The organism is Bacteroidota bacterium (genome assembly GCA_034439655.1).
Taxonomy (GTDB): Bacteria; Bacteroidota; Bacteroidia; order UKL13-3; family UKL13-3; genus CANJUD01.
Genome location: JAWXAU010000159.1, coordinates 27,754 through 42,049 on the forward strand (window position 1 = coordinate 27,754; position 14,296 = coordinate 42,049).

Below are 14,296 nucleotides of genomic sequence, written 5' to 3' on the forward strand. Positions count from 1 at the left end.
ATATATAATAGTATGAACGAAGACTTAGACCCCTTAGAAATGGATGTGCTCAATTGCCTATATTTTGTAGAGCCCTTCCAAACTATATTAGAAGAAACTGGTTTGAGCCCAGCAATAGCGGGAGATGTATTGAAAACACTTATTGCCAAAAAATGGGTAAGCCCGATGAAGTTTGATGAGAAGGAACAAGAATATATTCGTAGTTTTATATATGATACCGACCACATGCACGATTATCGATATATGGCCACCAAAGAAGGGTTGATGAAACATAATGGACTCGAATAACTACAAGTTTTTTAATCTATTGTAGTCAATTTTTGTATGATGTCGTGGGTCTTTGGGTAATGAATCAAGTTTTCTTGTTTCAATATTACCTAAACCAAGTTTACTTAATTCAGAAGTAAAAAACGCCTTATCAAAATCAGCACTAGGCACAAAAAATATAATTGGAATATTATTGATTTGTATAATAGTTCCTTCTTTAATTCCTGATATATTTTTTAAAGTATATTCAAGAATAAATGGGAATACGTAGGTGTTATGGTATACAAATGATTCTTTGCAACGACCTAGTAAATAAAGTACGCCGTCATTGCCTAGCCTTCCCGCATCACCTGTACGATGCCACAAACCCGAGTTGGTTTTAATTTTATTATTGAGTTGGTCTTTTGCTAAACCTAAATAATTTTCTAAGACATGTTTCCCTTTTACAACAATTTCTCCAAACTGTCCAACGGAACATTGTATGTTTTCCCATTCATTGCCACTATATTCATGGTAAGTATCTGGCAAAAATTGTATAATACATAATTCTGTTTGTGCATCGGGAATACCGACAGGCAGACCATTTTCTAATGTGTAATATTGAAGTTTATTTGCATCAATGTGGCTAATAGGTTCCGCTTCGGTACTTCCATATACTATCATATTTTTGGCATCTGGAAAAGTATATACTATATCTTTTGCTACATCAGGGAATACAGGCCCACCACCAGTTACCAAATGCTTTACTGTATAATTTTGGAATTTGTTCTCAACTCCATATTTCCCTAAAGATGCAGTATAATATGGAGATGCTACAATACTTTCTATGTAGTACCTTTCTATATCGCTATATATATTCTCTGGTATAAATGTTTTAGGTTTAGATGTTTTAAAACTCGGTATAACTGTGGTTTTTCCATGTCCCAAATTAAGCATCGTAACAATAGGCAAGGTGCATAATTCTGTAAAGTTTTCACTCCCAGCTATTAAATGTTCGAGTGCATTAAACTGCTCAAACAAAAAACCATGTGTGCGATTGGCAGCCTTCGGTATACCTGTACTTCCACTCGTAAGCGTAATTAATGCAGAAACGTTTTCCTCCATCTCAACAGGTAGATGATTATATATATTAGTTTGCTTAGTAATAAATACTTTAAGAGGGATTGTTCTCAAATCCTTATTGAACCATGCAAACAACGTAGCTTTCCAACCCCCTGCAAACCCTTTGCAGTCAATCATTCTGCAACATTGGCTAATACGCTCTTTGTTGGCCCATTCATCAATAAATACAGCTACAGAACCATTATAGAAAATAGCAAGTAGCATAATATATAAGTCTATGCTCATCGGAATATAGACCAAGACTTTATCGCCTTTTAATATATTCTTTTCTTGCAAATATGCTACTTGTTGTAATACTTTTACTTTTAATTGTGCATAGGTAATTTCCATTCCCTTATGAATCAGTGCGACTTTGTCGGGATACTGCTCTGCCGCTTCCAGAAAGAGATTAACGATATTCATTGTTTATAGTGCTTTACCAAATAAGGTATAGTGTCTAAAATCATTACCTGAAAACTTCGCTGATACATTCACGGATTTATTTTGCACGTGCATAAAAGCATGGTATAATTTTGTAATATGATTTTGGGATGCGTATTGCACAATCATATCACAAAGCAATTGAGTAATTCCAGCATATTTTCTTGCAGGATTCCTAGCCAATGTTTTTATTATAATACTTTGCTTACTTGCATCAAATAAATCTGGAATTGCAAATATAAATCCTGCTAATTTACCTGTCACTGTGTCTTCTGCCAGAATAATCAAATCAGGATTGAGAATTGGCATTAGCAGTAAATACAGGTTTAAGAAATCTTTTGATGAGATAGGCGTATACAGAAAATTATGAACAAAAACCTCGCTACACAAATCATATAACAGTAGTAATTCTTTCTCCAAATTGTTCATATCAATTGAACGGATATTTATTTGCTGTTGATCAAATCTTTCTTTTAAATATAAGTATTTTCCGAACGCCAAATCGGTATCGACTTGAGATAGGTAATGTGAAATTGCTCCAAACCCATTTGCTTCGAACTGCTGCGAGTAATAATGTTGATGAAGGTTTTCAGTAAAAAATAGTGGGTTTGTTTGACTATCTATAAATCGATAAGCTTTCCAAGTGCTTCCATTCATTGGGCCAATAATATAAGTATAGTCCTTTTCTTTGGCAATTTCAAATGCTGAATTTAATAATGTTTTTGCAGCTTCATGTTTGTCAATGCATTCATAATTACCTATTGCAATCGCAGATGTATTATTATATAATAAATCTTTGTTTTCATATAATGCCAAACGTCCGCAAGGCATATCCTCTTCCATTAGTAATAAACAAGTTGCTATGCCTGCTAGGGCAAATTGATTTTTAAAACGCTGCGACCTATCACCATACAAATCAAAAGGGAAATTTATAAAATCCTCATACTTTGCATGAAGCTCATTTACCACAATCGTATGATACTTTTCCATCTTATACTTGTATATTAAACATCCATAAATAATTTACCGCAATGCAAGCAAGGGGAATAAAGAAATTATCAGAGCCTTTGCTGGCTAACAGTTCCGTGACGGCGGTGATAACTGACATTAACAAAACAAAAGTATATATATTTCCAAGAATAGGTGCATGGAGAAAATGGGCCAATAAACTTGTTACTATAGCAGCTACTATAATAAAACCCACAAATCCCGAGAGAGATTTTTTGTCGCCAAAGATGTACATAATTCCTATTGGGAAACCTCTACCACAGAGAGCCGCAGCAGGGTCGGCCAATGCCATAACCAATACCGGTTGATAGAACCAAAAATAACTCTGGAGGCCTGTATGTCCTCGCATAAAATCGTAAAATAAAAAACTCATGTATACTGCCACTGGATATAAAATACTCCCATGAGATTTGCGGTCTATAGCATTAATAGAACGAAGCAAATTAAATTTCAAACTTACCACTAACAGGATAACAAATGATGAACAAATACCCAATACCCACCAATGTGAGCTGAATAATATAGGGAACAGCATGGTGAGTAAACCTGAACCTATATGTACCACTTTCCGTGAATGCTCACCTTGTACTTTCAATTTATGATACAATACTTCTGCCGTTGCAAATAAAACGATATATGCTCCCGATAATATAATATAATGTAGTAAATCAGTATTCATATTTTTTGATCAACTATATATTGATTGTAAAAAAAGCATTTATCAATGCTATGTAGTTTGTTGGAGAGTTCCTTTTGAAAAGCAAACTGCGTAGGATAACTTTCTGACAAACGCCTTGGCACCATCAGGTTCCAATAGGCTACACGGGCATTTGGGTTGGAATAGGTAGAAATAATATCTGCGTTTTCTCTCATTTGCCCTTCGCTCATGTATTCAAATATATCCGACAAGTTAAACCCATCAAATTTTCCGTAGGTGCTTAAAATTTCTTCTGCTGTTCCCTGTACAAATTTTATATTCTTTATATTAGCTCTTACTTTCTTCAAGTTTTCGGGTAATAGATATTGGGGCAATTGCGGACTAAATTTACCTGTAAATATATATGATAAGTACTCATTATTTTGGCAAGAAACCGACATCAAATGTTCGTCAGCCCGTTGGTATATAAATTCACCTACATTGAGCTTTACATGTTTCATGAATTCAGGGGAACGGCCTGCATTACCCATTACCTTCTTGCTATAGAACAACTTGAAAAGCAGTTTCCACCGCCATGAATTCCATTTGTAATTATAAAATTTTGCTTGTTCTATTTCTGCTTTTTTGTCTAGTAATTTCTTAGTAGTTCCTTTCGAATGAATAAAGGGTAATACCCATTTGCGAAACAAAGAAAAATATTTTTCGAATTTTCCCGCATGTATAATACCTTTTTCTATATCGCCCAGATGCTGGTCAAAATATTTTTTAGCGTCACTATGCAATTCAAGTCTGAAAGATTTATATATCTTTACTCTTTGGCTACTGTCCGTAAATCCCAAGAATGCCAATAACTCATCGTCCTCAAGCTGAGTGATAGCAAGCTTTTTCAACTCGCATAAATATAATTGGATGGGGTTCAAATCTCCAGCAACTATAAGTTCCGGATTTAAGGTGAGTAGCGAAAAACTATTATCGCCCGCTGATGCAATAGAGAATATCTTCCCCCCTTGTGCGGTTTTTAATCCTTCTAATAATACAGATGAATCTTCCCAACAATTGGCATATCTTATAATATCAAAATTGGTATTTTTGAATTGCATGGTATTATATAGTTTCTAAAATTTTTATATTTCCTGTCGAACCATCCATCTCCACCCAGTCTCCTGTTTTCAATCTTTGCAATAGTCCTGAAATACCCACCACACATGGTATCCCCATCTCGCGTGAGACAATAGCTGAGTGGCTGAGCAAACTTCCACGTTCCACCAAAATGCCTGAAGCAGTTGGAAATAATGATACCCAGCCTGGGTCGGTGCTGCTGGTTACCAATATATCTCCATCTAATCCTTCGGCTTCGGAAGGGTGTGTCAATACCCGTACTTTTGCTTTTACAACACCTGCACAGCAAGGAATTCCCTTTAAGTCTCCTTCCAAAATTTGCATATTTTTTTCTGCAGCCATTTTGTTGCCTGCATATAAAGGTCCATAACTTTTTATCCTTTCTGCTGGATTCATCTTTTCAAAATCGAGATACATTTGTTTGCGAAGTAAAACTAAATCTTTCAAATTACTATGCACGAATGTTCCCTTAATGGCTCCGAAAATTTCAATTTGTGTTAGATAAAAAATATCAGCAGCGTTTTCCAATAAATGTTCTGCATAGAACTTATTCCCTATCTCCGTAAAAATATTCCTCACCATGGCAAAACCTCTGGTCCTTTCGTAGCGAAGGTTTTCACGATTGCTCACTAGATACCGTGCTTTGCCCATGATATAATTGAAGAAGAATTTTTTAATGGGTTTATTTTTTAACTTATTATATATAAACAACTCCGCTTCTTTCCTCACTTTGGGTTCTGTATGCACACCTCTAATACTTTCTGCTTTCAAATATCCTTTTAATATTTGGATATACATTTCTGGTTTTTGACGGTACGTAATTGTTTCCAATTTAAGTTCGCCCACCGTTCTATCTCCCCAACGATCCAAATATTTATCTATTTTTTGCTTGAGTTCAAAATACTTTTCATCATGAAGCATTCTCCATATTTTCAGATTGTCCTTTTCCTCAAATAAAGTTTTATATAATATATTTTGTTTAATAAAGGAGACAAGTTCAAGCCCCATCATAACAGGCTCCACAGAAACAATATCGCCTGATCCTGCCATCAAATCATTATGTAAATTGCTATGTTCATCACCAGATATTTTCACCACCAATTTTTGCAAGAGTCCGAAATATATCATACAAAAAAAGTCATTGGTAAGTGGTGCTTTCCATTTTTTCACCAAGGTATCTTCAAACTCTAGATAATCATTCATCAATTCATCAGGTCTGCGTTGTGAGAAATCTATCTGTTTATATGTGGTAATAACCTTATTGAAATGTTCTAAGAATTCTCTTCGTTGCTTGTCTACCGTAAACAAATTATATAATACAAATCGAATAGCACGCAACACATCCATATAATCACGTAATCCTGCTCGCTTAGGCTCTTCCGTATTAAATGATTCCTTAACACCCATCATTTTCTCCATGAACTTGGCATTGATGGAAAAGCCAGGCAATAGTGCCAAGGCATTATACCAATTATTCAAATTATAATATACACGTCCATATATATGTCCCAGCATATTGGCATATACTTCTCCATTGGCTGCAATCACAGAGGGACGAATACCCATGATGGCACTGAATTGCCGGTACACACTATCATACATTTTCGCAATAAATGAAAAAGTTAGTGGCAGGGTGAAACCCGGGTATGATTCTATAATATTACTATTGTCCCAAATGGTGGATTTTGCTCCTGAATCAGGCACGTGCACATGGCTAGTAATAGGACGAGCCTGCAATAAGTATAATATATTGTTTTTATAAGCAAATTCTATATCTTGGTATTTGTGAAAATACTTATATAATGTATTTAATACTTCTGCTACTTCATAAATTTGTGCATCGCTCAAAGAAGCCTGATTTTGCTTGCCTTCGGGTACTGCTACTATTTTTACTCCTGATTTATTCTCAATATCAAAAACCAACATTTCAGTTTTTACTGCAATCTGTTTTTCTATATTGTTTTCTTTGACAGTAAATGTATCTGCTAATAATTCTCCCGATACCAAACCTTCACCCAACCCATATAAAGTACTAATCGTTTTCACAGTTCTATTTCCGTCCAATGGGTTGATACCAAAGCCCACCCCAGCGACATCTGCATCAATCATTTCTTGTATAATTATAGATACAGGGACAATTCTACTTTCACCTGCATTATATACTTTTACCCTAAGTGCGTATGCCGATTTCCACACTTTTTTAATGGCATTATATATTTCATTGAAGGGAACATATAGTAAAGTTTCATACTGTCCTGCAAAAGATTTATCTCCAGTATCTTCTGCAATTCCCGATGATCTTACTGCAAAATATTTAGATTCGTCTACTCCAAAATATGCTTTTAAAGAACTTAGCAGTGCATCATCAAATATATAATTGTCAATGATAGTTTCTGGCTTTTCGTTAGGATTGCTTTCAATTTCGTAAATAATAATCGCTGCGGGAACTACTGCATAGTCGGGTACTCTGAGTCCTATACTTTGCAAATGAAATAAATTCCAAGCTTTCATACCAGTGATTTGTTCATCACCGCTTTGTATTTTATAATCTTTAGAAAAAATAATTTGTTTCATAATAGATTATATAAGATTGCCAATCATGGGGCCTGCACCTAAAATTAAATACATACAGATGCTCCAAATTCCTGAAGATAATTCAATTTGCTTGGCATATTTTGTTTGCATATTGCTCCTGAACATCAATGCGGGTATACAACATACCACAAACAATACAGCCAATATAATATATGGACCCACATTATAATTTGCATAATAACAAGCACCCATTGCCAGCATCATAGTTCCCAATAGACACAATATCCAATATATGGGAGCAGCTTTATGACCCATTAGATTGGTATAAGAAACAACACCAGGTTCTTCCTTATCTGGAGTTTTTATTTTGCGACCTATCTCCAATACAATTCCATTCATAAACGAAACCAAAAAGAAAAATATCAAACCCTTGGGAGCAGAAGCTCCCGCCAGGAACCAATCGTAGCCGCTTGCGTACACATCGACCAAAGGTATAATAAGCATGTGCGATACCACATACCAAAATTGTCTTTTTCGCAACCATTCTACTATAAAGAATTCTTTCAACATTAACATCATATATAGCATCGCTACTAAATACAATATAATCATATTGGGGTAGGTAAATATTTGCACGAGTATTTGCAAACCTGCTACACAAAAACCTATATATTTTAGTTCGTTTAAAGATATAATACCACGGGGAACTGGCAAATAACTTCTATATAATTTATCTTCTTCAGCATCCTTATGTTCATCGCAAATTCGCAATAATAAAAACAAGGTAATGGTATTAAATATACAAACCAGATAAGGCTCCCATGCTATGAAACCATCGGCTCCACGGCAAATTCGAGAATACGATATGGCAGAAAAACTAAATGCTGCGATGAGCAAACCGTGTGTTGCAAACGGAAATCTTTCTTTTTGATATATATAAAATCGTTTGATGAATGAATCCATAATATACAATTAAGTTTGTTTGAATTATTATATATAATTTCTACCTCCGCGGATTATTTTTTTCTTCCGAATATTTTATGTGCTTTCGAAAAATTACCAGACGCCATTGCTGCGGCAATAGATAGTTCGCCACAGAGCACGGTTGCACCGCATATTTCTGCAAACTTTCGTGCCGAACCAGGCCCCACACAATCCAATAAATTTAAACATTCGCGTTGGGTGGGTAATCCAGTTCCGCCACCCACCGTACCCACCATCAAACTGGGCAAAGTAACTGCTAAATATAAATCGCCATTGCCCACAACTTCCATCCTAGTAACACCCACAAAAGCTTCCGATACACATGCTACATCTTGCCCGCAAGCCATAAATATAGCAGTTAATCCATTGGCAAAATGCCCTTGAATGCCGATGCTTCCGCTCAATACCGATGCTACTGAAGAAGTTTGCCAATATATAGCAATATCTTCGGGCGTGGAACCCAATACTTCTTTTACCACCTGCCGCGTTATTTGTGCTTCGGCAGTTACTTTTTTTCCACGCACGGACGAAAATGAAACTGCGGTAGCTTTTTTATCGCCTGCATAATTACTTTCAATATACCATTGCTTTGGTTTTATGGGCAAGTGTTCTATTATATAATGACATACAGCATCAGTACATATCGTCACCATATTTTGTCCTGCGGCATCGCCAGTTGTATAATCAAAAATCATCACAGCTTGGTTGCCTTCCATATTCAATCTGAAATCTTCCAGTTTTGCATGATTGCTATGTTTACTTACAATTTCGCGAAATACTTCAATTTTATCCAGAACCCAAAACATAAAGGTACCCAATTCGCTCAATGAATTAAATCGAAAAACAGGAGCTCTTTGAACAGCTTCGGTAAGGCAAACCGAGGTTATACCTCCGCATAGCCGTGATGCTTTTGCACCTCTGTTATACGATGCCACCAACGCCCCTTCACTAGTAGCCATTGGCACATAGAAATCGCCCTGTGCAAGCGTGCCGCTTATATGGAGTGGCCCCATAATTCCAGTTGGTATTTGGGTCATTCCTATATAATTTTCTATATTGCCCCGCAAAGATTCTGTGTCTTCAAATTTTGATACCCCGGTTAAAAAGGGCAACTCCATGTTCTTTTCCTTTTTTATAAAATCTAAACGATGCTCCCAAGCTTCCTTACTCCAAGAAATAGGACCCGGAATGGAAGGGCTGATACCTGAACTTTCTCGCAACTTCAAGTCTTCGAGTACTTGCTCGAAAGGCTTGATACGGGTAAATAGTTCAATAAGTTTGCGTGCTTTTTCGCTGCTTGTCGACATAAATTGTTAATTATTAAAGATTGACAAAGATATGTTTACAATTGGTAATACAAAATCTGATTTATCGTAAAGTACAACCAAGAATTGTATAAACCATTAAGAAGTTAAGGGGCATTAAGCATATTTATACCAATTCTTAAACTAAAATAGTTCTCCGCCTGTGGCGGATTTGGTTTTTAGAATGGTAATGCCGAACTACATCCCGAAAGCCCCGCTTAATCCCGATAATTATCGGGATGCGGGGGGTTTAGCCCCTTTCTTTTCGACTATTATATATTGAGTTTCGGTATTACTTAATATTCTTAACTCTTTCCCGCCGCGGCTGGAATATTATGTTTTGTGCTGTAAAGAGAATTGTAAAAAGGTCTATTATATAATACCCTCCCTATTCAAATCATGAATATGCAAAAGGCCGACGTACTTCCCTGAATCGGTGACTAGAAGTTGCGAAATTTTATATTCTCTCACTAGCTCCAAAGCCTCGGTAGCCATAGCATTTTTTTCTATTTGCTTGGGAGCAGTATTCATCAAATTCGTAGCCGTAGTGCCAGCCAAATTATCAGTTTTTTCTATCAATCGACGCAAGTCCCCATCGGTTATAATACCGCATATCTTATCACCATTAATTACCGCAGTTGCACCTAACCGCCCACTACTTATGGAATATATAACTTCTTTTAAAGGTGAATCAGGATTTACAATTGGTTTTTCTGATGATATAATATCACCAACTTTCATATATAATTTTTTGCCCAAAGCACCGCCTGGGTGAAACTTGGCAAAATCTTCAGGACCAAAATTTCTGCATGATAATAATGCAACTGCAAGTGCGTCACCCATCACCAATTGAGCCGTGGTACTGCTTGTGGGGGCAAGGTTATTGGGACATGCCTCGGTGCTTATGGTGCAATTCAATAACATATCAGCATGTGTGGCCAAGTAAGAATTTGTATTGCCCACCATCGCTATCAATTTATTGCCTGCTCTTTTCAATAATGGGGTGAGTACTTTTATTTCGGAAGTCTCCCCACTTTTACTAATTGCTATTATAATATCATCTTGTTGCAAAGTTCCCAAATCTCCGTGCACGGCATCGGCGGCATGCATAAATACGGAGGGCGTTCCCGTACTGTTGAGCGTAGCTACAATTTTTTGCCCGATAATGGCACTTTTGCCAATGCCCGTAACCACTACTCTTCCCGTGCTTTGTATAATACATTGTACCGCATCTGCAAAACCAGAATCTATATGTTGTTCCAAAGCCAATATCTCCGCAGCTTCGGTACGAATAGTTTGTTTGGCATTGTCAATGATTTCTTGGGGTGAGAGCATGGGCTTTTTGTTTGGAATTTGTGGTGCAAATATATGGGGGAGTTTGCAGTTTTTGGTAGACAGTTGTGACCCTGAACGTTCCCGAAAGTATTCGGGAGACAGGTGTAGTTTAGTGTACCTGAATAAAAATGAATATATAATACTTACTAAAACTATCACTTAGTAATACTGATTATATATATAAAAGTGACGAAAAATACCCAGACATAAAAAGTATTTATGTGATTTGGATATTTGGGAAATAGGGATACCATTGAAACGACATTTATAAGACAAATAAGTAAGTTAGCTGTAATTTGATATGAAGGTAATTTTTCTCGATATTGATGGAGTTCTTAATTCCATGGACCATTTGGATAGCCTGATGAAAATAAAACCATACAAAAAAAAACTTGAGCAATTTGATGAAATTACTCATGAAAAATTTGGTGAAAAATTTGATTTTCGTTGCTGCAATTGGCTCGAATATATTATTGGAGCAACAAAAGCAAAAATTGTTATTTCATCAAGTTGGAAAGAAATAGGAATTGTTGGATTAAAAGAAATGTGGATTAAAAGAGCTTTACCAGGAGAAATACTGGATATTACCAAGGAATTAAAATCCTCCAGAGGACAAGAAATTGATAATTGGGTTATTGAAAATAATCCTTCATCCTATGTTATAATTGATGATACCGCAGATTTTTTTTTACACCAAAATAAAAATTTAATACTAACCAATAGTAAATTTGGACTAACAAGGGAACTATCAGACTTGGCAATTAAAATTTTAGGTACATAACTAATCTGATAATAATCTATAAATTGGGTTAAACAAACTACCCCAAACACGGGTTTTGCAATTATAGCCCGAGCCATTTTGCAAGCAGATTGATAAATGAAACGGGTTAGTGTCAAATGATTCAGATGGTTATAAAACACAAATCGGCTCGGGTGGGAAACGTTATAAATTTTTGTTTTAAATATTACCAATTATTACTAGCTTTGTGAAAAAAATTATGGCACGAAACACCTGTGTTTCTTTGGGTAATTATTTTGAAACCTTTGTTGATAGCAGCGTTTCAGAAGGTAGATTTAAAAATGCCAGTGAAGTTATTAAAGCTGGTTTAAGATTATTGGAAGAAGAAGAAAATAAAATTAGGACACTTAAAATTGCCATAAACGAAGGAATTGAAAGTGGCATTGCTGAAGACTTCAATCCCAAACTTCATCTTAAATCTTTAAAAGCCAAAAGGAAAAATGGCTGAGTATAAACTTACTAAAAAAGCTGTTGAAGATTTATCTAAAATTTGGGACTACACATATAGAGCTTGGTCTGAAAATCAGGCAGACAAATATTATTGTCAACTCCTTGAAGTTTGTCAAGAATTAGTTGAGAATCACAATTTGGGCAGCAATTATAACGACATTGGAAATGAAGTTTTGGGCTGCAAATCTCGCGAACATATAATTTTTTACAGAATTCTTAATAATAAAGTAATTGAAATTACTAGATTTCTTCACATAAGAATAGATTTGAAAAACAGGATTCAAGAATAAAACTGCAGTTAACATATATATAGCTAAATTTCAAAAATAATATTACACTATATAATAAAAGTGAGAATTATATAAGATGAAAAAATCAGAAAAAAAATTAAAATGATTGTAGAAAAAACCAAAACGGGCTTTTCTGCTTTTTCTGAGGAATATCCAATATTCACTGCAGCTAGGTCTATTAGTGAGTTAATAGATAATTCATACGAAGCGGCGAATCTCTATTTTGTCGATGATAAAATTAAAATAACGCACGATAATTTAAAACTTGAAATTGATTTCAAACACTTTTTTAAATATTATAAAGTTTTAAATTCAAAATTTTTGGCTAATAAAATAGGAAAGAATCCTACTCTTTTGTCACAATATGTACAAGGTCATAAAAAACCCTCGCATACACAAACAGAAAAAATATTATCAGGTGTACATCAGATTGGTCAAGAACTTTCGGAGATAAATTTGATATATAGACGATAATACTATAATAAAAATTCAAATAAACATATTTTTTTACCATCAGAACAATATTAGAATAAAACAATATAAACAATGAAACAATATTTTTTAAGACAAATTAAATCAGAAATTTGGGCAAACAAAATGATAGCAGATGCTATTGAAAAAGCCCACGAACCTGCTGAGAGAACCTTAGTACTTTTTTCACATATACTATCTGCATACAGTATGTGGTTAAGCAGAATAAATGGTACCGCAATTACCTGTACACTTTTTCAGGATAGAACTTTAGCCGAATGTAAAATATTGATGAATGAAGTGTTCGAAGGTTATACAAACCATATAACAAATGCCGATGAAAATGAATTAAATAGAATCGTACATTTTACCTTTCCGCTTGATGGAAGCAAACGCAAAATGGCTGTCGCCGATGCCCTCACACATGTGGTAACACATTCATTCTATCACCGTGGGCAAATTGTAACAAGCCTAAAAGGAAAGATAGAACCATTACCGCTTACAACGTATATTGCTTTCGCAAGTGAGATGGATTCTTAGTTAAAAACTAAAAACTAAAAGTGCTTACGCCACCCTTTTCCCGAATACTTTCGGGAACGCTCAGGGTTACAACTGTAAACTAATATATTATGACACGAATAGAATTAATTAATCAGATTTTTGATCAAACGGATTTTACAAACTACCTCGAAATAGGTACTGAAAAAGGATTTTCTCTATTGCCTATCAAATGCAAAAACAAAATCTCGGTAGACCCTTTTTACAAGATAAAATTGCGTACAAAACTGAAGTGGCTTATTAAAATTCCTGCTAATTTTAATAACAAATATTTTGAAGAAACAAGTGATGATTTTTTTGATAAAAGAAAAAAAGTATTACAAGATTTTGGCTCAATTGATATCGCATTTTTAGACGGTCTTCACACCTTCGAAGCTTCGCTAAATGATGTATTAAATTCACTTAAGTATTTAAACCCCAAAGGTATTATAATCATGCACGATTGCTTTCCACCCCACAAAGCAGCGGGCTTGCCCACTAGAGATTTCCCCCGTGATGACGAACAACAAGTTGAAGGTTGGACTGGTGAATGGTGCGGTGATGTATGGAAAACTATTGTATACCTACGCACCAATTTATCTGAGCATTTGGATGTATGTGTTATCAATACCGATTATGGATTGGGTATTATAAGGATTAAAAGTAAAAATGATACCGATTTAAGTATTGATAAAAAATCATTCGATGAAATTGATAAGATGGATTACGATGCTATGATACAAAATGGTGCATCAATGATAGATTTGAAAAATGTTGACTACGCAAAGAAAATCATTGAAGAAGTTGCGGCTAACTTTCCAAAAGTTTAAACCTTTTGGAAAGTTTAAAAACAGCCCAATGTGTGAATTATGTAATTATTTAACCTTGTTATGTAATTTTTCTGAGCATCGTGCTGTTCATATTTGCGTATGAATAATTTATTTAGAACTATCATTGCTGGTTATACCGCAAAAAAATTAGGTGGTGGATGTCTAGG

15 protein-coding genes are annotated in these 14,296 nt (G+C 35.1%); 7 read left to right on the forward strand and 8 right to left on the reverse strand.

Features of this window, described 5'->3' with window-relative positions; translation table 11 throughout:
- Window positions 1-12 precede the first annotated feature (12 nt).
- Window positions 13-288 (forward strand): hypothetical protein, encoded by a 276-nt coding sequence (locus tag SGJ10_11660; GenBank protein ID MDZ4758775.1) that lies wholly within the window; start codon window positions 13-15, stop codon window positions 286-288.
- Here the strand turns inward: SGJ10_11660 and SGJ10_11665 are convergent, their stop codons facing one another.
- The 8 genes from SGJ10_11665 to SGJ10_11700 form a co-directional block, all read right to left on the reverse strand.
- Complete coding sequence (locus SGJ10_11665) at window positions 289-1,791, reverse strand: AMP-binding protein (GenBank protein MDZ4758776.1); 1,503 nt, start codon at window positions 1,789-1,791, stop codon at window positions 289-291.
- Between the two features lie 3 nt (window positions 1,792-1,794).
- A complete protein-coding gene (locus tag SGJ10_11670; GenBank protein ID MDZ4758777.1) occupies window positions 1,795-2,799 on the reverse strand; it encodes a hypothetical protein in 1,005 nt (334 codons plus the stop codon).
- Window position 2,800: 1 nt separating this feature from the next.
- The gene (locus SGJ10_11675) at window positions 2,801-3,496 is read right to left on the reverse strand and encodes a phosphatidate cytidylyltransferase (protein MDZ4758778.1); all 696 of its coding nucleotides are present in this window, start codon (window positions 3,494-3,496) and stop codon (window positions 2,801-2,803) included.
- Window positions 3,493-4,575: a DUF3419 family protein gene (locus SGJ10_11680; protein MDZ4758779.1), complete on the reverse strand. Its 1,083-nt coding sequence runs from the start codon at window positions 4,573-4,575 to the stop codon at window positions 3,493-3,495. The genes SGJ10_11675 and SGJ10_11680 overlap by 4 nt, the downstream gene beginning before the upstream one ends.
- Window positions 4,576-4,579: 4 nt before the next feature.
- Entirely contained in the window at window positions 4,580-7,168 is a 2,589-nt protein-coding gene (locus SGJ10_11685) for a PEP/pyruvate-binding domain-containing protein (GenBank protein MDZ4758780.1), read from the reverse strand.
- A gap of 6 nt (window positions 7,169-7,174) precedes the next feature.
- Entirely contained in the window at window positions 7,175-8,092 is a 918-nt protein-coding gene (locus SGJ10_11690) for a hypothetical protein (GenBank protein ID MDZ4758781.1), read from the reverse strand.
- 53 nt (window positions 8,093-8,145) lie between these two features.
- On the reverse strand, window positions 8,146-9,420 hold the full coding sequence (locus tag SGJ10_11695; protein ID MDZ4758782.1) for a hydroxymethylglutaryl-CoA reductase: 1,275 nt from the start codon (window positions 9,418-9,420) through the stop codon (window positions 8,146-8,148).
- 369 nt (window positions 9,421-9,789) lie between these two features.
- Complete coding sequence (locus tag SGJ10_11700) at window positions 9,790-10,752, reverse strand: KpsF/GutQ family sugar-phosphate isomerase (protein ID MDZ4758783.1); 963 nt, start codon at window positions 10,750-10,752, stop codon at window positions 9,790-9,792.
- Window positions 10,753-11,053: 301 nt separating this feature from the next.
- On the opposite strand from SGJ10_11700, the gene SGJ10_11705 reads away from it, so the two are divergent.
- The 6 genes from SGJ10_11705 to SGJ10_11730 all read left to right on the forward strand — a co-directional run bounded on the left by SGJ10_11705 (window position 11,054) and on the right by SGJ10_11730 (window position 14,129).
- Entirely contained in the window at window positions 11,054-11,533 is a 480-nt protein-coding gene (locus SGJ10_11705; protein MDZ4758784.1) for an HAD domain-containing protein, read from the forward strand.
- 217 nt (window positions 11,534-11,750) lie between these two features.
- A complete protein-coding gene (locus SGJ10_11710; protein ID MDZ4758785.1) occupies window positions 11,751-11,999 on the forward strand; it encodes a type II toxin-antitoxin system ParD family antitoxin in 249 nt (82 codons plus the stop codon).
- Window positions 11,992-12,291, forward strand: coding sequence for a type II toxin-antitoxin system RelE/ParE family toxin (locus tag SGJ10_11715; protein MDZ4758786.1), 300 nt, complete (start codon window positions 11,992-11,994; stop codon window positions 12,289-12,291). Before SGJ10_11710 ends, SGJ10_11715 begins: the two co-directional genes overlap by 8 nt.
- Before the next feature lie 102 nt (window positions 12,292-12,393).
- Window positions 12,394-12,765 (forward strand): XRE family transcriptional regulator, encoded by a 372-nt coding sequence (locus SGJ10_11720; GenBank protein ID MDZ4758787.1) that lies wholly within the window; start codon window positions 12,394-12,396, stop codon window positions 12,763-12,765.
- Window positions 12,766-12,837: 72 nt separating this feature from the next.
- Complete coding sequence (locus SGJ10_11725) at window positions 12,838-13,302, forward strand: DinB family protein (protein MDZ4758788.1); 465 nt, start codon at window positions 12,838-12,840, stop codon at window positions 13,300-13,302.
- Window positions 13,303-13,391: 89 nt separating this feature from the next.
- Entirely contained in the window at window positions 13,392-14,129 is a 738-nt protein-coding gene (locus SGJ10_11730; protein ID MDZ4758789.1) for a class I SAM-dependent methyltransferase, read from the forward strand.
- The last annotated feature ends 167 nt before the right edge of the window (window positions 14,130-14,296 follow it).

Coding starts and splice junctions, on each gene's coding strand:
- SGJ10_11660 (MDZ4758775.1), top strand. CDS start 13: ATGAACGAAGACTTAGACCCCTTAGAAATGGATGTGCTCAATTGCCTA.
- SGJ10_11665 (MDZ4758776.1), bottom strand. CDS start 1,791: ATGAATATCGTTAATCTCTTTCTGGAAGCGGCAGAGCAGTATCCCGAC.
- SGJ10_11670 (MDZ4758777.1), bottom strand. CDS start 2,799: ATGGAAAAGTATCATACGATTGTGGTAAATGAGCTTCATGCAAAGTAT.
- SGJ10_11675 (MDZ4758778.1), bottom strand. CDS start 3,496: ATGAATACTGATTTACTACATTATATTATATTATCGGGAGCATATATC.
- SGJ10_11680 (MDZ4758779.1), bottom strand. CDS start 4,575: ATGCAATTCAAAAATACCAATTTTGATATTATAAGATATGCCAATTGT.
- SGJ10_11685 (MDZ4758780.1), bottom strand. CDS start 7,168: ATGAAACAAATTATTTTTTCTAAAGATTATAAAATACAAAGCGGTGAT.
- SGJ10_11690 (MDZ4758781.1), bottom strand. CDS start 8,092: ATGGATTCATTCATCAAACGATTTTATATATATCAAAAAGAAAGATTT.
- SGJ10_11695 (MDZ4758782.1), bottom strand. CDS start 9,420: ATGTCGACAAGCAGCGAAAAAGCACGCAAACTTATTGAACTATTTACC.
- SGJ10_11700 (MDZ4758783.1), bottom strand. CDS start 10,752: ATGCTCTCACCCCAAGAAATCATTGACAATGCCAAACAAACTATTCGT.
- SGJ10_11705 (MDZ4758784.1), top strand. CDS start 11,054: ATGAAGGTAATTTTTCTCGATATTGATGGAGTTCTTAATTCCATGGAC.
- SGJ10_11710 (MDZ4758785.1), top strand. CDS start 11,751: ATGGCACGAAACACCTGTGTTTCTTTGGGTAATTATTTTGAAACCTTT.
- SGJ10_11715 (MDZ4758786.1), top strand. CDS start 11,992: ATGGCTGAGTATAAACTTACTAAAAAAGCTGTTGAAGATTTATCTAAA.
- SGJ10_11720 (MDZ4758787.1), top strand. CDS start 12,394: ATGATTGTAGAAAAAACCAAAACGGGCTTTTCTGCTTTTTCTGAGGAA.
- SGJ10_11725 (MDZ4758788.1), top strand. CDS start 12,838: ATGAAACAATATTTTTTAAGACAAATTAAATCAGAAATTTGGGCAAAC.
- SGJ10_11730 (MDZ4758789.1), top strand. CDS start 13,392: ATGACACGAATAGAATTAATTAATCAGATTTTTGATCAAACGGATTTT.